The sequence below is a fragment of the Streptomyces sp. NBC_00306 genome, assembly GCF_036169555.1.
GTDB lineage: Bacteria > Actinomycetota > Actinomycetes > Streptomycetales > Streptomycetaceae > Streptomyces > Streptomyces achmelvichensis.
The window spans coordinates 1,686,055-1,707,431 of the sequence record NZ_CP108032.1; the positions used below are offsets into that span (position 1 = coordinate 1,686,055).

Annotated in this window: 20 protein-coding genes and 1 pseudogene; 7 read left to right on the forward strand and 14 right to left on the reverse strand. The window is 71.2% G+C overall.

Translation table 11 applies throughout. The features are described 5' to 3' along the window. Window positions 1–46 precede the first annotated feature (46 nt). The 4 genes from OHA05_RS07560 to OHA05_RS07575 all read right to left on the reverse strand — a co-directional run bounded on the left by OHA05_RS07560 (window position 47) and on the right by OHA05_RS07575 (window position 3,342). On the reverse strand, window positions 47–814 hold the full coding sequence (locus tag OHA05_RS07560; protein WP_313947161.1) for a sulfite exporter TauE/SafE family protein: 768 nt from the start codon (window positions 812–814) through the stop codon (window positions 47–49). A 77-nt stretch (window positions 815–891) separates the two neighbouring features. Further along, window positions 892–1,824 carry an SPFH domain-containing protein gene (locus OHA05_RS07565; protein WP_313947160.1) on the reverse strand — a complete coding sequence of 311 codons (933 nt, stop codon included), beginning with the start codon at window positions 1,822–1,824 and terminating at the stop codon, window positions 892–894. 91 nt (window positions 1,825–1,915) lie between these two features. After that, on the reverse strand, window positions 1,916–2,344 hold the full coding sequence (locus OHA05_RS07570; RefSeq protein WP_327684969.1) for an NfeD family protein: 429 nt from the start codon (window positions 2,342–2,344) through the stop codon (window positions 1,916–1,918). A gap of 206 nt (window positions 2,345–2,550) precedes the next feature. Beyond that, window positions 2,551–3,342 carry an ABC transporter ATP-binding protein gene (locus tag OHA05_RS07575; protein WP_328860122.1) on the reverse strand — a complete coding sequence of 264 codons (792 nt, stop codon included), beginning with the start codon at window positions 3,340–3,342 and terminating at the stop codon, window positions 2,551–2,553. Between the two features lie 135 nt (window positions 3,343–3,477). On the opposite strand from OHA05_RS07575, the gene OHA05_RS07580 reads away from it, so the two are divergent. Then, a complete protein-coding gene (locus OHA05_RS07580) occupies window positions 3,478–4,257 on the forward strand; it encodes a hypothetical protein (protein WP_313947157.1) in 780 nt (259 codons plus the stop codon). 467 nt (window positions 4,258–4,724) lie between these two features. Here OHA05_RS07580 and OHA05_RS07585 read toward each other — a convergent pair whose 3' ends face one another. The 3 genes from OHA05_RS07585 to OHA05_RS07595 all read right to left on the reverse strand — a co-directional run bounded on the left by OHA05_RS07585 (window position 4,725) and on the right by OHA05_RS07595 (window position 6,895). Continuing rightward, window positions 4,725–4,973, reverse strand: a complete 249-nt coding sequence (locus OHA05_RS07585; RefSeq protein WP_328860123.1) for a chaplin — start codon at window positions 4,971–4,973, stop codon at window positions 4,725–4,727. Between the two features lie 139 nt (window positions 4,974–5,112). Further along, entirely contained in the window at window positions 5,113–5,757 is a 645-nt protein-coding gene (locus OHA05_RS07590) for a response regulator transcription factor (RefSeq protein ID WP_313947155.1), read from the reverse strand. Continuing rightward, entirely contained in the window at window positions 5,750–6,895 is a 1,146-nt protein-coding gene (locus OHA05_RS07595; RefSeq protein WP_313947154.1) for a GAF domain-containing sensor histidine kinase, read from the reverse strand. Before OHA05_RS07595 ends, OHA05_RS07590 begins: the two co-directional genes overlap by 8 nt. A gap of 216 nt (window positions 6,896–7,111) precedes the next feature. Between OHA05_RS07595 and OHA05_RS07600 the strand changes: the two genes are divergently transcribed. The 3 genes from OHA05_RS07600 to OHA05_RS07610 all read left to right on the forward strand — a co-directional run bounded on the left by OHA05_RS07600 (window position 7,112) and on the right by OHA05_RS07610 (window position 9,908). Next, window positions 7,112–7,807 carry an SDR family NAD(P)-dependent oxidoreductase gene (locus OHA05_RS07600; RefSeq protein WP_328860124.1) on the forward strand — a complete coding sequence of 232 codons (696 nt, stop codon included), beginning with the start codon at window positions 7,112–7,114 and terminating at the stop codon, window positions 7,805–7,807. After that, window positions 7,804–8,907 (forward strand): S-adenosylmethionine:tRNA ribosyltransferase-isomerase, encoded by a 1,104-nt coding sequence (locus tag OHA05_RS07605; protein WP_328860125.1) that lies wholly within the window; start codon window positions 7,804–7,806, stop codon window positions 8,905–8,907. The genes OHA05_RS07600 and OHA05_RS07605 overlap by 4 nt, the downstream gene beginning before the upstream one ends. 278 nt (window positions 8,908–9,185) lie before the next feature. Then, window positions 9,186–9,908 (forward strand): transglycosylase SLT domain-containing protein, encoded by a 723-nt coding sequence (locus OHA05_RS07610; protein WP_313947151.1) that lies wholly within the window; start codon window positions 9,186–9,188, stop codon window positions 9,906–9,908. 71 nt (window positions 9,909–9,979) lie between these two features. Here the strand turns inward: OHA05_RS07610 and OHA05_RS07615 are convergent, their stop codons facing one another. Further along, complete coding sequence (locus tag OHA05_RS07615; protein WP_328860126.1) at window positions 9,980–12,490, reverse strand: ABC transporter ATP-binding protein/permease; 2,511 nt, start codon at window positions 12,488–12,490, stop codon at window positions 9,980–9,982. Window positions 12,491–12,737: 247 nt separating this feature from the next. Between OHA05_RS07615 and OHA05_RS07620 the strand changes: the two genes are divergently transcribed. Then, window positions 12,738–14,549: a streptophobe family protein gene (locus OHA05_RS07620; protein WP_328860127.1), complete on the forward strand. Its 1,812-nt coding sequence runs from the start codon at window positions 12,738–12,740 to the stop codon at window positions 14,547–14,549. Window positions 14,550–14,630: 81 nt separating this feature from the next. Beyond that, window positions 14,631–15,848, forward strand: a complete 1,218-nt coding sequence (gene serB, locus OHA05_RS07625) for a phosphoserine phosphatase SerB (protein WP_313947148.1) — start codon at window positions 14,631–14,633, stop codon at window positions 15,846–15,848. Between the two features lie 202 nt (window positions 15,849–16,050). Here serB and OHA05_RS07630 read toward each other — a convergent pair. From OHA05_RS07630 to OHA05_RS07650, 5 genes and pseudogenes are all read right to left on the reverse strand, one after another. Continuing rightward, window positions 16,051–16,508 (reverse strand): annotated as a pseudogene (locus OHA05_RS07630) (iron chaperone). Between the two features lie 216 nt (window positions 16,509–16,724). Further along, complete coding sequence (locus OHA05_RS07635; RefSeq protein WP_313947146.1) at window positions 16,725–17,276, reverse strand: SixA phosphatase family protein; 552 nt, start codon at window positions 17,274–17,276, stop codon at window positions 16,725–16,727. A gap of 73 nt (window positions 17,277–17,349) precedes the next feature. Beyond that, window positions 17,350–17,550, reverse strand: coding sequence for a hypothetical protein (locus OHA05_RS07640; protein ID WP_313947145.1), 201 nt, complete (start codon window positions 17,548–17,550; stop codon window positions 17,350–17,352). A 156-nt stretch (window positions 17,551–17,706) separates the two neighbouring features. Further along, a complete protein-coding gene (locus OHA05_RS07645) occupies window positions 17,707–17,823 on the reverse strand; it encodes an SGM_5486 family transporter-associated protein (RefSeq protein WP_313947144.1) in 117 nt (38 codons plus the stop codon). Between the two features lie 4 nt (window positions 17,824–17,827). Then, window positions 17,828–19,147 (reverse strand): CynX/NimT family MFS transporter, encoded by a 1,320-nt coding sequence (locus tag OHA05_RS07650; RefSeq protein WP_313947143.1) that lies wholly within the window; start codon window positions 19,145–19,147, stop codon window positions 17,828–17,830. A gap of 70 nt (window positions 19,148–19,217) precedes the next feature. Here OHA05_RS07650 and OHA05_RS07655 point away from each other — a divergent pair, with 70 nt between their 5' ends. Beyond that, window positions 19,218–19,904 carry a FadR/GntR family transcriptional regulator gene (locus OHA05_RS07655; protein WP_313947142.1) on the forward strand — a complete coding sequence of 229 codons (687 nt, stop codon included), beginning with the start codon at window positions 19,218–19,220 and terminating at the stop codon, window positions 19,902–19,904. Here the strand turns inward: OHA05_RS07655 and OHA05_RS07660 are convergent. Continuing rightward, a complete protein-coding gene (locus OHA05_RS07660) occupies window positions 19,876–20,241 on the reverse strand; it encodes a hypothetical protein (protein ID WP_313947141.1) in 366 nt (121 codons plus the stop codon). The two genes, OHA05_RS07655 and OHA05_RS07660, sit on opposite strands and share 29 nt — an antisense overlap. Window positions 20,242–21,377 lie beyond the last annotated feature (1,136 nt).

Genomic DNA, 21,377 nt, shown 5'->3' on the forward strand with positions numbered 1-21,377 from the left:
GGATGTGGGAGCCCGTCCCGGGACGACCGGGGCGGGCTCCGGTGTGTCAGCGCAGCACCAGCTGGACGATGGCGGCGCTGCCGACGACGACGATGAGCGCGCGGACGGCGGCCGGGGGCAGCCGTCGGCCGATCTTGGCGCCGACCTGGCCGCCGATGGCGGAGCCGACGGCGATCAGCAGCACGGCCTGCCAGTCGAAGTGGGCGACGAAGAGAAAGAAGATCGCCGCGACGCTGTTGACGACGGCGGCCAGGATGTTCTTGACGGCGTTGAGGCGCTGGAGACTGTCGTCCAGCAGCATGCCCATCAGGGAGAGGTAGATGATCCCCTGGGCCGCGGTGAAGTAGCCGCCGTAGACGCTGGCGAGCAGCAGTCCGGTGAGCAGGAGCGGGCCGCCGTCGGGGCGGGCGAGGGTGCCGTGGCGCTCGCGGTGACGCTGGACGGCCTTGGCGATCCAGGGCTGGAGAACGACCAGGACGAGGGCGATCCCCACGAGGACCGGCACGATCGTCTCGAACGCCGTGGACGGCAGCGTCAGCAGGAGTACGGCTCCGCTGACGCCGCCGATCGCGGCCACGGCGCTCAGCCTCAGGACGCGCTTGCGCTGGCCGGTGAGTTCGGCGCGATAGCCGATGGCCCCGCTCACGGAGCCGGGGATCAGGCCGAGGGCGTTGGAGACGGTCGCGGTGACCGGGGGCAGGCCGGTGGCGAGGAGCACCGGGAAGGTGATCAGCGTGCCCGAGCCGACGATGGTGTTGATGGTGCCGGCGCCGATGCCCGCGGCGAAGACGGCGAGCATCTCCCAGATGGTCACGCTGTGCCCTTCGCTGATCGGTGCCTGCTGCACCGATCATGCCCGATGCCCCGCCCGTGTCCGAGCGGGGGTGCGCGTCAGCTCACGGGGGGCTCTTCGCGCCGCTCCTTGCCGGTGTTGAAGCCGGGGCCTCCGCCGCTGCCCAGGTTTCCGAAGGCTCCGGACAGGCCCTTGAGGGCGTCGCCGATCTCGCTGGGCACGATCCAGAGCTTGTTGGCATCGCCCTCGGCGATCTTCGGGAGCATCTGGAGGTACTGGTACGAGAGCAGCTTCTGGTCCGGGTCGCCGGCGTGGATCGCCTCGAAGACCGTACGGACGGCCTGGGCCTCGCCCTCGGCGCGCAGGGCGGCGGCCTTGGCCTCACCTTCGGCGCGCAGGATCGCGGACTGCTTCTCACCTTCCGCGGTGAGGATCTGCGACTGGCGGATGCCTTCCGCGGTGAGGATGGCGGCGCGCTTGTCACGGTCGGCGCGCATCTGCTTCTCCATCGAGTCCTGGATGGAGGTGGGCGGCTCGATGGCCTTGAGCTCGACGCGGTTGACGCGGATGCCCCACTTGCCGGTGGCCTCGTCGAGCACACCCCGCAGGGCCGCGTTGATCTCCTCGCGGGAGGTGAGGGTCCGCTCCAGGTCCATGCCACCGATGATGTTGCGCAGGGTGGTGACGGTGAGCTGCTCGATGGCCTGGATGTAGCTGGCGACTTCATAGGTCGCGGCCCGGGCGTCGGTGACCTGGTAATAGATGACCGTGTCGATGTTGACCACCAGGTTGTCCTGGGTGATCACCGGCTGGGGCGGGAACGGCACGACCTGTTCACGGAGGTCGATGCGGTTGCGGATGGAGTCGATGAACGGGACGACGATGTTGAGACCCGCGTTCAGGGTGCGGGTGTAGCGCCCGAAGCGTTCGACGATGGCTGCGCTGGCCTGCGGGATGACCTGGATCGTCTTGATCAGGGCGATGAAGACCAGCACCACCAGAATGATCAGGACGATGATGATCGGTTGCATCGTGTTCCCTGTGCCCTTCGCTGCCGGATGGTGCAGATGATCGAGTTTCCCAGAACTGGGCCTGGGGTGTTGGGCGTTCGGCTTCGTTCCGTCACATCACGACCGCGGTCGCGCCGTCGATCTCGACGACGTCGACCTGCTGGCCGGCCTCGAAACTCATATCGGCGTCGAGGGCACGCGCCGACCAGACCTCACCCGCGAGCTTGATGCGGCCACCATTGCCGTCAACTCGCTCCAGGACAACCGCCTGACGGCCTTTCAGTGCGTCGACTCCGCTGGCGAACTGGGGGCGTTGAGCCCGATGGCGGCTCGCGATCGGCCGGACGACCGCGATGAGGGCCACCGACACCACGGCGAATACGAGGACTTGGGCAACCGTGCCGCCGCCGAGTGCCGCGACGACGGCTGCGGCGACCGCTCCGGCGGACAGCATCCCGAACTCGGGCATCGCCGTCAGAACCAGCGGAATGCCCAGTCCGACCGCACCGATCAGCCACCACACCCACGCGTCGATTTCCACATGGTCATGGTAGATCGGCAGGTCGTGCTCGGGACAGGGGGCGAGGCAGGTCGGCAGCGAACGGGCGGGCGGCACTGCGGTGTTGGAGGGGCCGCGGTGGAGCGTGGGCAGCGGGGTGGTGCCGTCGGGGAGTGGCGCCGGACCGGGGCCGCGCGGAACAGGGCGGCCGCGGGCGCCGTCAGCCGTCAGCCGTCAGCCGTCAGCCGTCAGCCGAGCGGAAGGCCCTGGGCCGTCCAGCGTTCGCCGTTGCGCTCGACGAGCAGCGGGAGACCGAAGCAGAGGGAGAGATTGCGGGAGGTGAGCTCGGTCTCCATCGGACCGGCAGCCAGCACCTTGCCCTGACGGATCATCAGGACATGGGTGAAGCCCGGGGCGATCTCCTCGACATGGTGCGTGACCATGATCATCGAGGGGGCGTACGGGTCACGGGCGAGGCGGCCGAGACGGCGCACCAGGTCCTCACGGCCGCCGAGGTCCAGTCCCGCCGCGGGCTCGTCAAGGAGCAGCATCTCGGGGTCGGTCATCATCGCGCGGGCGATCATGGTGCGCTTGCGCTCGCCCTCGGAGAGCGTGCCGAACTTGCGCTCCAGGTAGTCGGTCATCCCGAGCCGGTCGAGGAAGGCGCGGGCGCGCTCCTCGTCGACGGCGTCGTAGTTCTCGTGCCAGGTGGCTGTCATGCCGTACGCGGCCGTGAGGACCGTCTCGAGCACGGTCTGCCGCTTGGGCAGCTTCTCGGCCATGGCGATGCCGGCCATGCCGATACGGGGGCGGAGCTCGAAGACGTCCACGCCGCCGAGGCGCTCGTCGAGGATCCTGACCGTGCCGGTGGTCGGGAAGAGGTAGCTGGACGCGATGTTCAGGAGGGTCGTCTTGCCGGCGCCGTTGGGGCCGAGGATGACCCAGCGCTCCCCCTCCTTGACCGACCAGGAGACGTCGTCCACCAGAGCGCGTCCGTCGCGGACCACGGATACGTCCACCAGCTCCAGTACATCGCTCATGAGCGCGTTGTCTCCCCATGCAATCGTCTTGAGGTCATAGGGGGCTTTTATGCACCTGTGGGCACAGCTCCCAGGGAAAACCTACGCCACCGGCCGGGTACCCCCGCCCCCCGGCCCGGTCCCTAGGCTGGGTCCATGCTTTCGGAACCACGCTCAGGACGACTGGCGGCATGGGGAAACGCCCTGTTGGCCGGACATGTATCACCGGACGACGCGGCTCTCGCGATCGTCGGCGAGGACGCGCTGCACCGGGTGGAGGGGCTTCCGGGCGAGGCCGGGCCCGTCGGGCTCACGCTGGCGCTCGGGCGACTGCGCGGGCTCGGGGTGACCGGCTTCCGGGTCGCGCTGCCCGCGCCGGGGCATCCGCTGGGGCTCAGCGGACCGCCCGCCTTCAACGCGCGGGCGCTCGACGCGGAGGAGGCCGTCGTCGGGTACGGCGCGGCGTACGGGCTCGTGCCGGAGGTGTCCGAGGCGGGGCCGGCCGGCGATGTGCACGTCGAGGTCGTCTGGCACTGCCTGGAGGTACGGGAGGCACCGCCCGCGGACGTTCCGTCGCTCGGCGAGGCGGAGCGGGAGCTGGCGGAGGCGCTGCGGGAGGCGACGGAGGTGCTGTCGCGGCTCGATGTGGCGGCGTCCGGACCGGTGGCCGAGGCGGCGATCGACGCGTACCGGGCCCGGGCGGACCGGGGCCGGGAGACGCTCGCGCCCGGGTATCCGCCACGGGCGGCGCGGGTGTTGGAGCTGGCTCAGCGGATCGCGCTGCTGGTCTCGGTGGCGTACGAGAAGGGGCACGGGGGTGCGGTGAGCGCGTCCGAGATGGCGGCGCGGGGGGAGGCGCTGCGGCCGGTGGAGAGGGTGGCGCGGCGGGCGCAGGTGGCGGCGTACAACGCGTATGTGGAGGAGCGGGAGCGGTAGGGGTTGTGCCGGGGCGTGTGCCCCGGGCCCCTGTCTGCGGGGCGTGTGCCCCGGGCCCCCTGTCTGCGGGGCGTGCCCCGGGCCCCTGGGTGTGCGGGGGGCTTGGGGTGGGGCGGGTGGTGCGGCCCGGCTTCTCGCGAGGCTCCGCCCCGGACCCCGCGCCTCAAACGCCGGCGAGGCTGAATTTCGGTACCCCAGCGCCCCGGCGATGGCGAGGCTTGCCTCGCCGTCGGGGCGTTGAGGTGCGGCACGTGGTGCAGCCCCGGTTCTTCACGGGGCTCCGCCCCGGACCCCGCGCCTCAAACGCCGGCGAGGCTGAGTATCGGTGCCCCAGCACGCCGACGATGAAAGGGGCGCCTCGGGTACGGCAGTGGTGCAGCCCGTACGCGGGGCTCCGCCCCGGACCTCGTATCCGAGCGCGCCGACGCCGGCGGGCATTCGCGCCCGCCGGCGTTGGCGAAGGGGTGTCAGCCGTTCAGGCCCAGGTTGCCGAAGGCCGGGTTCAGGACGCCGATCACGTTGATGCTGTTGCCGACCGCGTTCACCGGGATGTGGATCGGGGCCTGGATCAGGTTGCCCGAGGCGACGCCCGGGGAGCCCACGGCCTTGCCGTCGGCGTACGCGCCGCCGTCGGACGCCGACGCGGCCCCCGCGCCCGCGGCGACGATGCCACCGGCGACGATGGTCAGGACAGCGGCCTTCTTCAGGTTCATCACTTCGAAAATCCTCCTGGACATTCGCTGCGGCCGGCCGCCGCAGCACGCCATGGAGAACGCCCCACGGACGATCAGGATGCGCCGTCCGGGTGACATACACCCGACAGTATGAATCTCGGACCGGAGCGCGACGATCCGATCAATTGGTCAATCCGTGCCGTACGGCCCACAGCGCCGCCTGTGTGCGGTCCGCGAGGTCCAGCTTCATCAGGATGTTCGAGACATGCGTCTTGACGGTCTTCTCGGACAGGACGAGCGCGCGGGCGATCTCGCGGTTGGACCGGCCGTCCGCGATCAGGCCGAGCACCTCCTTCTCGCGCTCCGTGAGCGAACCCCCGCGGCCCATGCCGTTGCCCGGCTCGTCCTGGGACAGCAGCGCGCCCGCGACCTCGGGCTGGAGCAGTACATGGCCCGCGTGGACGGAGCGGATGGCGCGGGCGAGGGCCTCCGGGTCGACGTCCTTGTAGACATAGCCCGAAGCGCCGGCCCGCAGGGCGGGGACCACGGTGCGCTGCTCGGTGAAGCTGGTGACGATCAGCACGCGGGCCGGGTTGGAGAGGTCACGCAGCTTGCGCAGGGCCTCGATGCCGTCGGTTCCGGGCATCTTCACGTCCATCAGGACGACGTCCGGTTTCAGTTCCTCCGCGCGGGCCACGCCCTCGTCCCCGTCGCCCGCCTCACCGACCACCTCGATGTCGTCCTGGACCTCGAGGAAGGTGCGCAGCCCACGGCGGACCACCTGGTGGTCGTCGACCAGCAGCACGCGAATAGTCCTGTCAGCCACCGGGGACCTCCATCTCGATCGTCGTGCCCTTGCCGGGCGCGGACTGCACGGTGAGCGTTCCCCCGACCCCGCCCGCCCTGTCACGCATCGAGACGAGGCCCAGGTGGCGGCCGGCCCGGCGGACCGTGCGGGGCTCGAAGCCCGCGCCGTTGTCGGTGACGCTGAGGACCGCGCCCTGGCCGCGTCGGGCCAAGACCACGTCGACCCGGTCGCCGCCGGAGTGCCGCAGTGCGTTGTGCAGGGCCTCCTGGGTGACCCGCAGCAGGGCCTCCTCCTGGGCCGCGGGCAGGGCCCGGACCCCGCAGGTGTCGAACGTGACCCGGGCGCTGTGGGCCCGGTCGAGGACCTGTATCTGCGTACGGAGCGTGTTGACGAGCCCGTCCTCGTCCAGCGCCGCGGGGCGCAACTCCACGACGGCCGCGCGCAGTTCGTCCGCGGCCTCGGCGGCCAGCGAGGCGACCTGGTGGAGCTCCCCCTTGGCGCGTGCCGGATCGCGGTCGACCAGGGCGGCGGCGGCCTGGGCCGTGAGCCGCAGGGAGAAGAGCTTCTGGCTGACGGCGTCGTGCAGTTCGTGGGCGAGGCGCGAGCGCTCCTCGGCGATGGTGAGTTCGCGGCTCCGCTCGTAGAGCCGGGCGTTGGTCAGGGCGATGGCCGCGTGCTGGGCCAGGATCGCCAGCAGTTCCTCGTCCTCCTCGGTGAATCCGCAGCCGCCGTCCGGCTTCGGGCAGCGCTTGTTGGCGAGGAAGAGCGCGCCGATGGTCTCGTCGCCGTCCTTCACGGGCAGACCGAGGAAGTCGGACATGTCCGGGTGGGCGGAGGGCCAGCCCTCGAAGCGGGGGTCCTTGCGCACATCGCCGAGCCGCTCGGTCTTGGCGTCGCGGAGCATGGCGGCGAGGATGCCGTGCTGCCGGGGCAGCGGTCCGATCGCCTTCCACTGTTCGTCACTGACCCCGTCGACCACGAACTGTGCGAAGCCGCCGTGGTCGTCCGGGACGCCCAGTGCCGCGTACTCCGCGTCCAGGAGCTCCCGCGCCGAGGCGACGATCGTCTTCAGCACGTCGCGGACCTCGAGATGCCTGCTCATGGCGAGGAGCGCGGTGCTCACGGCCGCGAGGCCGGAGCGTGGTCGGTGGCTCATGAGCTCACCGTACCCGCGGGGTGTGACGGTCCGTATCGGCCCGCGGACGCAGTCGACCGGGCCGGGAGACCTAGGTCCTCGCCGGCCGTTCGCGTGGACAACGCACGAGAGGCCCTAGGTCGAAGAGCCGAGCAGGGAGGGGTCCCGCGCACGAGGTGGCGGGGCAGGTCGCGTTCCTACGGTGAGGGCATCGACGCGGACAAGGGGATGGACGTCATGCCGGTAGCAGTGATCACGGGTGCTTCGAAAGGGCTGGGGCACGCCCTGGCGGCGGCTATCGCGGAGCGGGGCTGGGACCTCGTGCTGGGGGCGAGGACCGAGGACGTACTGAGGGAGAGCGCGCGGCGGGTGGCCGCTCACGGGACGCGGGTCGTGGCGGTGGCCGGTGATGTGACCGATCCTGCGCACCGCGTGGAGCTGGTGGCCGCGGCCCGCGGGCTCGGCGGGCTCGATCTGCTGGTGAGCAATGCCAGTGCGCTGGGGGCGGAGCCGCTGGTGCGCCTGGAGGCCCTGCCGCTGGAGGGGCTGCGGGCGGCGCTGGAGACCAATGTGGTGGCCGCGCTGGGGCTCGTCCGGGAAGCGCTGCCGCTGCTGCGGGCGTCCGACGCGGGGACGGTGATCGCGGTGAGTTCGGACGCGGCCTGCGAGGCCTACGAGACGTGGGGCGGCTACGGGGCGTCGAAGGCGGCGCTGGATCACCTCACCGCGGTTCTTGGGGTCGAGGAGCCGGGGTTGCGGGTCTGGGCCGTGGACCCGGGTGACATGCGGACGGATCTGTACGCGTCGGCGGTGCCGGAAGACGACGGCCCGCGCCCGGATCCGGTCTCGGTGGTCCCGGGGTTCCTGCGGCTGCTGGACGAGCGTCCGGTCAGCGGCCGGTACGGGGCGCCGGCGCTGCTGGGGTCCGTATGAGGGGCGGCCGTGGGGCCGCGGAGGGGGAAGGGGTCGCCGTGCTGGACACGCTGCGGGTGCCGGAGGAGCTCTCGGCGAGGGTGCCGGCCGAGGTGCGCGGCTCGGGTCGGGACGATGTACGGCTGATGGTCTCGCGGGGGACGCGGGTGACCCATCACGCATTCCGGGATCTGCCCGGCCTGCTGCGGGCCGGTGACGTGCTGGTGGTCAACACCTCCGCCACGCTGCCGGCCGCCGTCAACGGCCGCCTCGGCGGCGAAGCGGTCGTCGTCCACTTCTCGACGCGTGGGGACGACGGCCGGTGGGCGGTGGAGCTTCGGGCCCCCGACGGCGGGGGCAGCACTCTTCCGCGCGCGGGCGGGCCCGCGGGCGCGCGCGTGAAGCTGCCCGGCGGCGAGCATCTGGTGCTGGAGGAGCCGCTGGCTCCGCCAGGCGTGCGGCTGTGGTGGGCGTCGGTGTCCGTGGCCGTGCCGGGGCTGCTGCGCCGCCACGGGAGGCCGATCCGCTACGGGTACACGGCCGGGGACCAGCCGCTGTCCGCGTACCGGACCGTGTTCGCGCTCCCCTCCCCCGACGGCACCGGCTCGGCGGAGATGCCGAGCGCCGCCCGGCCCTTCACACCTCGGCTGGTGGCGGAGCTGGTGAGCCGGGGGGTGCAGTTCGCACCGCTCACCCTGCACACCGGGGTGGCCTCCGCCGAGGCCCACGAGCCGCCGTACCCGGAGCGCTTCGAGGTGCCCGCGGCGACGGCGTGGCTGGTGAACGCGGCACGGGCGGGCGGCGGGCGGATTCTCGCGGTCGGCACGACCGCCGTACGGGCCCTGGAGTCGGCGACGGGCCCCGACGGGGTGGTGCGGGCGGCATCGGGCTGGACCGATCTCGTGGTCACGCCCGAGCGGGGGGTGCGTGCCGTCGACGGGCTGCTGACGGGGCTGCACGAGCCCGAGGCCTCGCATCTGCTGATGCTGGGGGCGATCGCCGGGCGTGAGGCTCTGGGGCGGGCGTACGGCGAGGCGCTCGAACGCCGCTATCTATGGCACGAGTTCGGCGACATCCATCTCCTCCTGCCCGCGGAAAGCACTCACTCTTTGCATTGCTGAAGCAACGGATGGTGAAACGGTTTGCCCTCCCATGTGAGCCCGCGCATAGGACGCAGATCACTTACGAAGCAGACTAGTGGATACAAAAAGGGCACTTGATCAGGGGATGAATGGGCATACGGGCGATTTGCCCGACCCCTGATCCACTATCGCGGATCGTACGTCACACCTTTGCCAGGGCTTTTTGCTGGCGCTAAGAATTGCAGCCGTCGCCCGCCGTAGAGCGCAGCGCCGCTCCGGCCTGATGCGACTTCCGCTACTCGAAGAGGTACGACGATATGTCTGCGTTCAGCACCCGTATGACCAAGACCCGCAAGGTCTCGATCGCCGGTATCGCCGCCGCCGGTGTCGCCGCTCTGACCCTTTCCCTCGCCCCGGCCGGCGAGAGCGACGCCGCCGTCGCCGTCGCCGAGCCCCAGGCCGCGCAGAAGATCGCCCCGGTGGCGATGACCCTCGACGCGCCGAAGACGCTGTCGCTCGACGCCGACCAGTCGGCGTCCGCGGCCAAGGTGAAGGCCGCGGCCGACGCCGCGGCGAAGAAGGCGGCCGCCGAGGCCGCCGCCACGAAGAAGGCAGCTGCCGACGCTGCCGCGAAGAAGAAGGCCGCCGCCGAGGCTGCCGCGAAGAAGCGGGCGGCCGACCAGGCCGCCAGCCGTGCCGCCGCTCGCAAGCCCGTCTACGCCAACAACCTGGACGGCTGGATCCGCGAGTCGCTCGACATCATGAAGAAGCACAAGATCCCGGGCAGCTACCAGGGTCTGCACAAGAACATCATCCGCGAGTCCAGCGGTAACCCGAACGCCATCAACAACTGGGACATCAACGCGATCAACGGCGTCCCCTCGATCGGCCTGCTCCAGGTCATCAAGCCGACCTTCGACGCGTACCACGTCGCCGGCACCAAGCACAGCCAGTACGACCCGGTCGCCAACATCGTCGCCGCGGCCAACTACGCCGCCGACCGCTACGGCTCGATCGACAACGTCAACAGCGCCTACTGAGGCTGACGACCCACACGCCGGAGGGCGGCACCCCATGCGGGGTGCCGCCCTCGGGCGCGTTCCGGTTCCGTCTACTTGCGCATGACCTCGGGCTCGTGGCGGCGCAGGAAGCGCGCGACGAGGAAGCCGCAGAAGGCTCCGAGGGCGAGCAGGGCGGCCATGTCCATGCCCCAGGCCGCTGCCTCGTGGTCCCACAGCGGGTCGGTGCTGGTCGGGTCGTCGGGGTTCGGGCTGATCTTGTTGAAGTCCAGCGTGGCCCCGGCGGCGGCGACCGCCCACCGCGACGGCATCAGATACGAGAACTCGTTGACACCGATGGTGCCGTGCAGGATGAACAGACACCCGGTGAACACGACCTGGATGATCGCGAACATCACCAGCAGCGGCATGGTCTTCTCGGCGGTCTTCACGAGCGCCGAGATGATCAGGCCGAACATCATCGAGGTGAAGCCCAGCGCCATGATCGGCACGGACAGTTCGAGCATCACCGCGCCGCCCATGACCAGACCCTCGGAGGGCAGCTCACGGGTGGAGAAGCCGATCGCGCCGACCAGGGCACCCTGGAGCACCGTGATCATGCCCAGGACGATCACCTTGGACATCAGATACGCGGAGCGTGACAGACCTGTCGCGCGCTCGCGCTCGTAGATCACCCGCTCCTTGATCAGCTCACGGACCGAGTTGGCGGCGCCCGCGAAGCACGCGCCGACCGCCAGGATCAGCAGGACCGTGGTCGCCGTGCCGTTCGGGATGATCCGGCCGGTCTGCGCGTTCACGTTCGGCAGCAGACCCTTGTCCGGGTCGATGAGCAGGCTGACCGCGCCGAGCACCGCCGGCAGGATCAGCATCAGCGCCATGAAGCCCTTGTCGGACGCGATCACCGACACATAGCGGCGGACCAGCGTGACCAGCTGGGAGCCCCAGCTCTGCGGCTTCGGCGGCTTGCTCTGCTGCGTCACCAGGTTCACCGGCTGCGCGGCCACGGCGTCGATGTCGGCCGCGTACATCTGGTAGTGCTGCGAACCGCGCCAGCGGCCCGCCCAGTCGTAGTCGCGGTAGTTCTCGAACGCCGAGAAGACATCGGCCCAGGTGCTGTAGCCGAAGAAGTTGAGCGCTTCCTCCGGCGGACCGAAGTACGCGACGGAGCCGCCCGGAGCCATGACGAGCAGCTTGTCGCACAGCTGGAGCTCGGCCACGGAGTGGGTGACCACGAGGACGGTGCGGCCGTCGTCGGCGAGGCCGCGCAGCAGCTGCATCACATCGCGGTCCATGCCCGGGTCGAGACCGGAGGTCGGCTCGTCCAGGAAGATCAGCGACGGCTTCGTCAGCAGCTCCAGGGCGACCGAGACGCGCTTGCGCTGGCCGCCGGAGAGCGAGGTGATCTTCTTGTCCTTGTGGATGTCGAGCTTGAGCTCGCGCAGCACCTCGTCGATACGGGCTTCGCGCTCCGCGTTCGCGGTGTCGCCCGGGAAGCGGAGCTTGGCCGCGTACCTGAGCGCCTTACGGACCGTGAGCTCCTTGTGCAGGATGTCGTCCTGCGGGACCAGACCGATGCGCTGGCGCAGCTCGGCGAACTGCTTGTAGAGGCTCCGGTTGTCGTAGAGCACGTCGCCCTGGTTGGCGGGCCGGTAGCCGGTGAGCGCCTTCAGCAGGGTGGACTTGCCCGAGCCCGAGGGGCCGATGACACCGATCAGCGACTTCTCCGGCACGCCGAAGGACACGTCGCGCAGGATCTGCTTGCCGCCGTCGACCGTCACCGTGAGGTGGCGGGCGGAGAAGGAGACCTCGCCGGTGTCGACGAACTCCTCGAGCTGGCCGCCGACGATACGGAACGTCGAGTGACCGACGCCGACGATGTCGTTCGGGCCGATGAGGGCCGTACCGGACTTGGCGATCGGCTGACCGTTGACGTACGTACCGTTGTGGGATCCGAGGTCACGGATCTCGAAGCGGCCGTCCGGGTGCGAGCTGAACTCGGCGTGGTGGCGCGAGACCTGGAGGTCGGAGACCACCAGTTCGTTCTCCAGCGCACGGCCGATACGCATCACGCGGCCGAGCGAGAGCTGGTGGAACGTGGTCGGGCTGCGGTCGCCGTAGACCGGTGGCGCCCCCGCCGCGCCGCCGGATCCGCCCGGACCGGGCTGGTGCGGGACCTGTGCCTGCTGCGGCTCGGGCCAATTCTGCGCCGGAGCCTGCTGCCACTGCTGCTGCGGCGGCTGCTGTTGGGCCGGAGCCTGCTGAGCTGCCGCCTGCTGGGACGCCGCCCCCTGTGCGCTGTAGGCACCCGCCGCCGCACCGGACAGATTCAGTCGCGGTCCGTCGGTGGCGTTGCCCAGGTGCACGGCCGAGCCGGGACCGATCTCCATCTGATGGATCCGCTGGCCCTGGACATACGTGCCGTTGGTGCTGCCGTGGTCTTCGATGACCCAACTGCGGCCGCCCCAGCTGATGCTGGCGTGCCGCCACGAGACCCTGGCGTCGTCGATCACCAGATCACCCTGCGGATCACGTCCGAGGGTGTACGACCTGGACGGATCGAGCGTCCAGGTCCTTCCATTCAATTCCAGTACGAGTTCCGGCACTCCATGCCCCACTAGTTGTCCCCCGAGTTACCCCCATCACAGGGAGTCTAGGGATGGCGAACATCGTGGGGAACTATTTCAGGCGCGGTCCCGTATCCGAAAGTCGGGCCATGTGAAGACCCCGTCCCGGTTGCCCGTTGACGGAGGAGAAACACCCCCGGAGAGTGGTAAGCACCCATCAGTCGGCACGGATCATGCTGGACTGGGGACAACTGGGTCAAACCCAGCAGGGATCGGGGGGTCCGGGATGAGCGCGACCGGCAGCGACGACAAGGTGCCCTGGGTCGATGTGGTGCTGTCGTCGATAGCCGCGGTGAGCTGGGCACTGGTGGGCATGGCGGGGGCGGCGGCGCTCGGCCTGCATCTGCTCGGCGCCGACGCATCGGCCTCGCTGGGCCCGATGACGGCGGCCGTCGTGGTGCTCGCCGTGAACGGTTCGGTGTCGCCGAGCAGTGATGTGTCCGCGTTCGGACTCGACGGCGCGACGGCCGAAACGGCCGTCGACTTCACGCCACTTGGGGTGGGTCTGTTCGGTGCCCTGCTCCTTGCGTACGTCTTTCTACGCTCTCTGCGGCGGGCCGGTCCGCACATCTCGGGAGGTGAACTCGGCGCTCGCGCGGGCGGTGTGGTCCTCCTGTTCGTCGCGACCGTCGGCGGGCTCGCGTGGGCGGGCCATGACGTCATCACCATCGACGGCGCGGAGCTGGGGCTCGACGGCGCGATCCCGGGAACCGGCGGGGACGGCGGAATCGAGGTGCCGGGACTCGGCGACATCGGTGACATCGGAGGGCTGCTGCCGGACCGCATCGGGGACCTGGTGGACGCGGAGGCGGCCGTCGGGTTCAGCGTGAACACCGCGGACTCGCTGGCGGGCGCGCTGCTGTGGGTGATCGGCGTGCTGGTCGTCGCACTGCTCGCCGGCCGGCGAGCCCCGCTGCCGAGCGGCGCGCTGTGGGAGGCGGTACGGCGGCACATCCGTCCCGCGGCCTCGGCGATGGTCGCGGTGATGCTGGTCGCCGTGCTCGCGGGGTACGCGGCGGCGGCCTACGCGGCCGTGGGGGACGACCACCCGAAACGGATCGCGGGTGCGGCACTGCTCGGCGCCCCCAACGGGGTGTGGCTCGGCGTCCCGCTGGGGCTGTTCGTGCCGTGGGACGGCGAGGCCACGGGTGAACTGGCGAAGGTGCTGCCGGACCCCCTGGACGAGTTCCTGCGGATCTCGGCGGACGAGCCGGCGACCGTGGGCAGGCTCGCCGAACTGGACGGGCGGGTGTGGCTGCTCGCGGTGGCGACGGCCGTGATGATGCTGTACGCCGGGGTGTTGGCGGCGTCCCGGACACCGGTCGGCCGCCGGGGAGCGGCGGGTTTCGCGGGCCGCTGCACGGTGCGGCTCGCCGTGGTGGGCGCCCTGACGCTGCCGCTGCTGGTGTGGCTGACGGACGTGTCCGCCGACGCGTCCCTGTCGGTCCTCGGCTTCGACGCGTTCGGTGCGGGCATCGAGCTGCACGGCCGGGCGGACATGGCGCTGGTGCTGGGCGCGGCATGGGGAGCCGCCGCGGGCGGGGCGGGGGCGCTGCTGGTGTACGTCACCCGGGGCGGCCGGCGGGAGGAAGGTGCCGTGGCGGCCGGGGTGAGCGAGGGGCCGGGGCCGTACCGGCCGGCGTCCCCGTACCGGCCGCCGAACCCCGACACCAACCCATATCTGCGCCTGCCGCCCGAGGTCCGCGACGCGCCTGTGGAGGGCGGGGCCGCGCGGGACCGGGCTTCGTGGGGGCGGGATGCGGAGGGCCGGGATGCGTGGGGCCGGGATTCGGAGGGCCGAGGGGCACCTTCGCGGGGCGGCGACGCCCCTCCGCCCGGCCCGGGCTCTTCTCCGGGGAAGGATCCCGGCGCTCGCCCGGCAGGGGCTGCCGGCGAGAGGGACCGTGGTGGCCCTCCGGAGATCCACGGCGCGCCGACGGTCGCGGGACCCATGCCTCCCCTGCCGCCGCGCCGCCGGCCCCCGCCCGAGCAGGAGGACGGCCCGCCGCCGCCCAGGCCGCCGAAGTCCGGCAGATAGCCGGTCACCGGGTCGGACGCCTGTCCGCTCCTCGGGACGCGACGTCTCGCCGTCGTCCGGGCCCGATACGGTGGAACCACCATGAGCGCATCGCAGACTTCCGACGTACGCACCCTTCTCGTCAAGATCTTCGGGAAGGACCGTCCCGGGATCACGGCCGGTCTCTTCGACACCCTCGCCGCCTTCTCCGTCGACGTCGTCGACATCGAGCAGGTCGTCTCCCGTGGCCGCCTCGTGCTGTGCGCGCTGGTGACCGCCCCGACCGCGGGCGGCACCTCGGAGGGCGAGCTGCGGTCCACCGTCCACAGCTGGGCCGAGTCGCTGAAACTTCAGGCCGAGATCATCTCGGGCACCGGTGACAACCGGCCGCGCGGCAGCGGACGTTCCCATGTCACCGTGCTCGGGCACCCGCTGACCGCCGAATCGACCGCGGCCATAACGGCCAGGATCGCGTCCACCGGTGGAAACATCGACCGTATCTTCCGGCTCGCGAAGTACCCGGTCACCGCCGTGGAGTTCGCCGTCTCCGGCGTGGAGACCGAGGCCCTGCGTACGGTCCTGGCGACCGAGGCCGCCGGTATCGGCATCGATGTCGCGGTGGTGTCGGCGGGTCTGCACCGCCGCGCCCAGCGCCTCGTCGTGATGGATGTCGACTCCACGCTCATCCAGGACGAGGTCATCGAACTGTTCGCGGCCCACGCGGGCTGCGAGGACAAGGTCACCGAGGTCACCGCCGCGGCGATGCGGGGCGAGCTGGACTTCGAGCAGTCGCTGCACGCGAGGGTGGCGCTGCTGGCCGGGCTCGACGCCTCGGTCGTGGACAAGGTGCGCGCGGAGGTACGGCTGACGCCGGGCGCACGCACCCTGATCCGTACGCTCAAGCGGCTCGGCTTCCAAGTGGGCGTGGTCTCCGGCGGGTTCACCCAGGTCACGGACGACCTCAAGGAGCGGCTGGGGCTGGACTTCGCGTCGGCCAACACGCTGGAGATCGTCGACGGGAAGCTCACCGGCAAGGTGATCGGCGAGATCGTGGACCGGGCGGGCAAGGCGCGGCTGCTGCGGAGGTTCGCGGCGGAGGCCGGCGTACCGCTGGCGCAGACGGTGGCGATCGGCGACGGTGCCAACGATCTGGACATGCTCAACGCGGCCGGGCTCGGGGTCGCGTTCAACGCCAAGCCGGTGGTCCGCGAGGCCGCACACACCGCGGTCAATGTGCCGTTCCTGGACACGGTCCTGTATCTGCTGGGGATCACCAGGGAAGAGGTCGAGGCGGCGGACGAGCCGAACGCCGAGCACTGAAGCCTGGGCCCTGGGTCCTGAGCTGCGGGCGTCGGCGGCACACGCTGCGGCGCAGGTGAGCGGGCGGGCCGGAGACGGCCGAGGCCCCGGCACGGTGTGCCGGGGCCTCTCGTCTGCTGCTGGGGCGCTGCGGTCCACTCCGCCGAGCGCCGAGCGGGGCGGGCACGCGAGACTGCAAAACCGCCCGCGTACCGACCGGGCCTCAGCCCACCGTCTGCTTCACCAGCGCCGCGATCCGCGTCTCCACCTCGGGTGTCACCTCGGTCAGGGCGAATCCGGCCGCCCACATCGTGCCCTCGTCCAGTTTCGCCTGGTCGCTGAACCCGAGCGTCGCGTAGCGCGCCGTGCACTTTTCCGCGCTCTGGAAGAAGCAGACGATCTTGCCGTCCAGCGCGTAGGCGGGCATCCCGTTCCAGAGCTTCGGCGCGAGGGCCGGGACACTGCCGGTGATGACGGCATGGACCCGCTCGGCCATGGCCCGGTCCGAGTCCTGCATCTCCGCGATCTTCGCGATCACGTCCCGTGCCGCCTCCGCCGCCTTGTCCGCGCGCGAACTGCGGCGGGCCGCCTTCTTCAGCTCCTGGGCGTGATCTTCATCGCGGCCCGTTCGTCGGCCGGGAATCCCTCGTGTGTTCTGCTGCTGATTTCGCCGCTGCTCATGGAGCCCTCCCCTTGGGTCACCGGCAACACGTCACCGAGAATGCCGGAACGATAACCGGCCACCCCGGCAGGTGGGGCACGGTTCCTCGGCGGCGCGTCCGCAGCCGAAGGACCGAACTACGGCCCCGGCACAGCCCGATGGGCCGCGGGGCCGTCGTCCGGCCTCCGTCGATTCCGGCCGGGTGTCGACACGGACAGCCGGCGGTCCAGCGCGGCTCAGTCGTGCGGCGCCCAGTACTCGAGCAGGGTGCCGACCCCGTGCTCCAGGGACTTCCAGGAGCCGGTGAACCCGACGACGGCGAACGACGACGTCGGAAAACCGCTCTGGGTCATACGGGCGAGCGCATCCCCTTCCGCCTTGCCGGCGAGGGCGTCGGCCAGCGCGTGCATACCGGGGTTGTGACCGATGACGAGCAGGTCGTTGATCGAGTCGTCGGTCTCGTTCAGCAGCGCGATCAGGTCACCGAGCGAGGCGTCGTACAGACGCTCCTCGTACACCGTCTTCGGGCGGTGCGGCAGCTCGTGCACCGCCAGCTTCCACGTCTCACGGGTTCTGGCCGCCGTCGAGCACAGCGCCAGGTCGAAGGCGATTCCGGTTTCGCCGAGCCTGCGGCCTGCCACCGGGGCATCCATGCGGCCGCGGTCGGCGAGCGGGCGCTCATGGTCGGATACTTCCGGCCAGTCGGCCTTCGCATGCCGGAGGAGCACGATCCTGCGGGATTCGGGGGGTCCGGGGGGTGTGCCACCGGACGACGTGGCGACGCTCATGCACTCCAGCTTCGCATGAAATGCGCCAACGGGCGCAGGGTGTTGACCGGCTGCCCCACCACGAGTGATTCCGTCAGCGTGCGAGTGTGTGCCGGATGTGCTCGAGGATGCGTCCCATCGCGGGGTCGCCGTTCGCGGCGTGTGCCTGCGCCGGATCGGCGATCACGACGAGCAGGACGACGAAGGCGAGCATCGGGAGCGCCACGGCCCACCACGGAAGCCGGATGTCGACGCTGCCCTTGGTCCGTGACGGGGACTGCGTGTGGGCCGGCATGGCCGCCTCCGTGGGGTCTGTGGCTGATGACCTCAAACCTACGGATCATGCGTCCGGCGGCCCATCCGGTGACCCACCCACTTCACCCTGACCCTGGCCCCCTAGGGGACGGTGGTGCTAGCACCACCATCGAAGCGCGGCAGGCCAACGACCGTGTCAGGGAGAGGCGATGGAGGCGATGACGCCGATCACCACGGTCACGGCGAGCATCGCGCCGAAGACGAGGAGAAGCTTCTTCTGACCGTTCGGGGGGTTCGGATCGAGCACAGGCATGGGTTCAGTTTCGCACGACCGCTTCGTCCTCGATCGTCCGGTCCCGGCCGGCCAGCACACCGACCGCGATCTGTGGCACGAGCAGCCCCGCCATCAGCGCGATCGGCAGCCCCCAGCCACCGCTGTGCTGGTAGAGCACCCCGACGAGCAGGGGCCCGGGAATCGAGATCAGATAACCGGTCGACTGGGCGAAGGCGGAGAGCCGTACCACGCCGGCGCCGGTCCGGGACCGCATGCCGATCATGGTGAGGGCGAGCGGGAAGGCGCAGTTGGATATCCCGAGCAGCAGCGCCCAGGCCCAGGCTCCGGCGGCCGGGGCGAAGAACAGCCCCGCGTAGCCGGTCAGTCCGCACAGGCCCAGGGCGATCACGATCGGACCCTGGTTCTTCATCCGGGTGGCGAGCCGCGGGATGACGAACGCCAGCGGCACACCCATGACCATGGTCACGGCGAGCAGCACTCCGGCGGTCGAGGCCGAGACCCCCGCGTCGCGGAAGATCTGCGGCATCCAGCCCATCGTGATGTACGCGCCGGTGGCCTGGAGCCCGAAGAAGCAGGCGAGCGCCCAGGCCGTGGGGCTGCGGGTGATCTTCGGAGCGGGCGCCTGACGGGAGCCGGCCGCGGCGTCGGCCCGCTCGCGCTCGGCGGCGGGGCTGCGGTCGCGGATCAGGGCGACCCAGGGCAGTACGGCGAGGACGGCCACCAGGGCCCAGACGGCGAGGCCGGTACGCCAACTGCCGCCGAGCGCCTCGGTCATGGGCACGGTCGCGGCCGCCGCCAGAGCGGTGCCCAGCGCCAGGGCCATGGAGTAGAGGCCGGTCATGGAGCCGACGCGGTCGGGGAAGTACCGCTTGACGATCACCGGCATCAGGACGTTGCTGACGGCGATGCCCATCAGGGCGAGTGCGCTGGCGGCCAGGAAGCCGGGCGTACCGCCGGCGAACGGGCGGATCAGCAGCCCGGCGGCGATGGCGACCATGCCGGCGCAGACGACGGCGCCGGGTCCGAAACGGCGGGCGAGACGGGGGGCCGCGATCCCGAAGACGGCGAAGCAGAGCGGCGGTACGGAGGTGAGGACGCCGGCGACGCTGCCGCTCATCTGCAGACCGTCCCGCGTCTCCTCCAGGAGGGCGCCGAGGCTGGTGATGGCGGGACGGAGGTTGAGTGCCGCGAGGACGATGGCGGCCATGACGAGCCGGGTGATCCAGACGGTTCCCAGCCGGGTTCCGGGTGCCGCGGCGGTACGGTCCGTGGCGGCGGGCCTCGAAGGCAGGGGCTGGGCCTGCGACTCGCTCGGGGTCTGGGTCTGTGTCTCGTCCGGCATGAGGCCATCATAGAATCATGGGATGATTGGTTGTCCAATCCCGGACAACCGGTTCCGAGCAAGGAGCACGATGTCGCTGACCTCTCCCCGGCGCTCAGGGCTCACCGACCAGGTGATCGCGCAGCTGCGGAATCAGATCACCTCGGGCGAGTGGCCGGTCGGTTCACGGATTCCGACGGAGCCCGCGCTCGTCGAGCAGCTCGGCGTTGCCCGCAACACCGTCCGCGAGGCGGTCCGCGCACTCGCCCACAACGGTCTGCTGGACATCCGGCAGGGGTCGGGCACCTATGTGCTCGCGACGAGCGAACTGGCGGGCGTGATGCACCGGCGCTTCGCCGACGCCAGTCCGCGGCACATCGCGGAAGTGCGCTCCACGCTGGAGTCCTCTGCGGCGCGGATGGCCGCGGAACGCCGTACGGAACGCGATCTGAAGCAGCTGGACGCGCTGCTGGCCCGGCGGGAGGAGGCGTGGGCGACCGGCGAGGCGGAGCGGTTCGTCGCGGTCGACGCGACATTCCACCTGGCCGTGGTGGCCGCCTCGCACAACGACGTGCTCAGCGAGCTGTACGCCGACCTCGGCGATCTGCTCAGGGACTGGCTGCGCGACGACGTGGGCGCCGAGCTGCGCCCGGAGAACCACATGGACCACGCCCGCCTCGTCGAGGCGATCCGCGCGGGCGACGGCGACACGGCGGCCGCGGAGGCGGCGGGCTATCCGTTCCTGTGCCTCAGGGGGCGGCCTGCGGCTGGTGGCTGACCCAGGCGGAACGGACTTCCTTCCAGCACCGGTCGGTGATCTCGACGTACCCAGCGGGGGCGATGTCGGCGGGAGAACCGTCGACGTCGATGTCCCACCAGCGCTCGCACTCGATGTGCAACCGGACCCGGTCGACGGCGGGGTACGGATTGTGGCAGAAGGCGGTGGCCTGCGAGCCCTCGACGACGGTGCGGCAGTCGGCCGCGTAGACGGGCACAGGGGGCGCGGGAGCGGGCTTGGACATGGGCCGGTGAGGCTGGGAGAACGCGTCCGGAGTCACCCACAGGAGGAGTGTCACCGCTGCAAGCACGGGCGCCGAGCGCCAGTTCGTACGCATGAGCAGGACCTCCTCGGCCGTACGGCGGCGCAATCGCCGCGGCTGCACCACAAGGGGGATTGCTTCTCCAGAGTCCCTGTGATCCGGCGAAACCGCGCGGCGTCGGGGTCCGAACGGGGGTGTGCGCTGCTCGTGGCTTACGGGCTGCGGTCGTGCGGGTCGGGCGAACGGAGGGCCTGGCGCGAGGCGGGCGCCGGGGCGGCAGCGGCTTCGGCGGGGTCGTGGCCCGGGGCAACAGGCGGCCTGACACGGTGACCGGTGCCGGAACAGCGTCACCCGGACGCCGCAAGCCGGGAATGACGGGCAGCGACCCGCGGAAGCCAAGCGGGCCCGGGTGTGCCATCGGTACGGCGGGCAGCCGGCCATGGCGACGGCGAGTGGCCCACAGCCGAAGCAGCGGCGCACCCGCCGGGCGTGGACGGCGGGCAGCCGGACTCGGGCCGGCAGGAGCGCGGGCCGGTGGCCGAGCCGAGGCGGCAAGGCCGGGACGGCGCAGGGCCACGGCAGCAACAGGGCACGGCAACCGCCAGCCGTCGCGGCGACCATCGGCAGGCAGCGGGGGTTCGGGCGGGGGCCGACCGGCCGGGCCGAAGCAGCACGGCCCGCACGACGTCACCCGGTCCCGTCGACAGCGGTCCACGGCGGGCAACGGGCGGCGGCGAGAGCCAGGGACCAGCCTCCGGGCGCCGACCGGCCGGGCCGAAGCGACACGGCCGGGGACGGCGCAGGGCCAGGACAGCAGAGCACTGCAACCGCCAGCCGTCGCGGCGACAGCGGCAGGCAGCGGGCGGCGGGGATGAGCCAGGGACCAGCACCGGGGCCAACCGGCCGGGCCAAAGCAGGGCCCGCACGACGTCACCCGGCCCCGTCGACAACGGCCCTCGGCGGGCGGCGGGATGAATCAGGGACCAGCACCGGGGCCAACCGGCCGGGCCGAAACAGCACGGCCGCCACCGCGCAGGACAGCGCGGTGCCAGGACAGCAACAGCGCACAGCAACCACCCGCCGTCGCAGCGACCCTCGGCGGGCAACAGGCGTTCGGACGAGAGCCAGGGACCAGCACCGGCGCCGACCGGCCGGGCCGAAGCAGCAGGGCCCGCACGACGTCACCCGGCCCCGTCGACAGCGGTCCACGG

Excerpts from the sequence above, each read along its gene's own strand:
- OHA05_RS07575 (WP_328860122.1), bottom strand. The coding sequence starts at position 3,342 with ATGAGCGATGTACTGGAGCTGGTGGACGTATCCGTGGTCCGCGACGGA.
- OHA05_RS07645 (WP_313947144.1), bottom strand. The coding sequence starts at position 17,823 with ATGCCTGTGCTCGATCCGAACCCCCCGAACGGTCAGAAGAAGCTTCTC.
- OHA05_RS07640 (WP_313947145.1), bottom strand. The coding sequence starts at position 17,550 with ATGCCGGCCCACACGCAGTCCCCGTCACGGACCAAGGGCAGCGTCGAC.
- OHA05_RS07600 (WP_328860124.1), top strand. The coding sequence starts at position 7,112 with ATGCCGGTAGCAGTGATCACGGGTGCTTCGAAAGGGCTGGGGCACGCC.
- OHA05_RS07580 (WP_313947157.1), top strand. The coding sequence starts at position 3,478 with ATGCTTTCGGAACCACGCTCAGGACGACTGGCGGCATGGGGAAACGCC.
- serB (WP_313947148.1), top strand. The coding sequence starts at position 14,631 with ATGAGCGCATCGCAGACTTCCGACGTACGCACCCTTCTCGTCAAGATC.
- OHA05_RS07660 (WP_313947141.1), bottom strand. The coding sequence starts at position 20,241 with ATGCGTACGAACTGGCGCTCGGCGCCCGTGCTTGCAGCGGTGACACTC.
- OHA05_RS07650 (WP_313947143.1), bottom strand. The coding sequence starts at position 19,147 with ATGCCGGACGAGACACAGACCCAGACCCCGAGCGAGTCGCAGGCCCAG.
- OHA05_RS07620 (WP_328860127.1), top strand. The coding sequence starts at position 12,738 with ATGAGCGCGACCGGCAGCGACGACAAGGTGCCCTGGGTCGATGTGGTG.
- OHA05_RS07635 (WP_313947146.1), bottom strand. The coding sequence starts at position 17,276 with ATGAGCGTCGCCACGTCGTCCGGTGGCACACCCCCCGGACCCCCCGAA.
- OHA05_RS07605 (WP_328860125.1), top strand. The coding sequence starts at position 7,804 with ATGAGGGGCGGCCGTGGGGCCGCGGAGGGGGAAGGGGTCGCCGTGCTG.
- OHA05_RS07595 (WP_313947154.1), bottom strand. The coding sequence starts at position 6,895 with ATGAGCCACCGACCACGCTCCGGCCTCGCGGCCGTGAGCACCGCGCTC.
- OHA05_RS07655 (WP_313947142.1), top strand. The coding sequence starts at position 19,218 with ATGTCGCTGACCTCTCCCCGGCGCTCAGGGCTCACCGACCAGGTGATC.
- OHA05_RS07610 (WP_313947151.1), top strand. The coding sequence starts at position 9,186 with ATGTCTGCGTTCAGCACCCGTATGACCAAGACCCGCAAGGTCTCGATC.
- OHA05_RS07565 (WP_313947160.1), bottom strand. The coding sequence starts at position 1,824 with ATGCAACCGATCATCATCGTCCTGATCATTCTGGTGGTGCTGGTCTTC.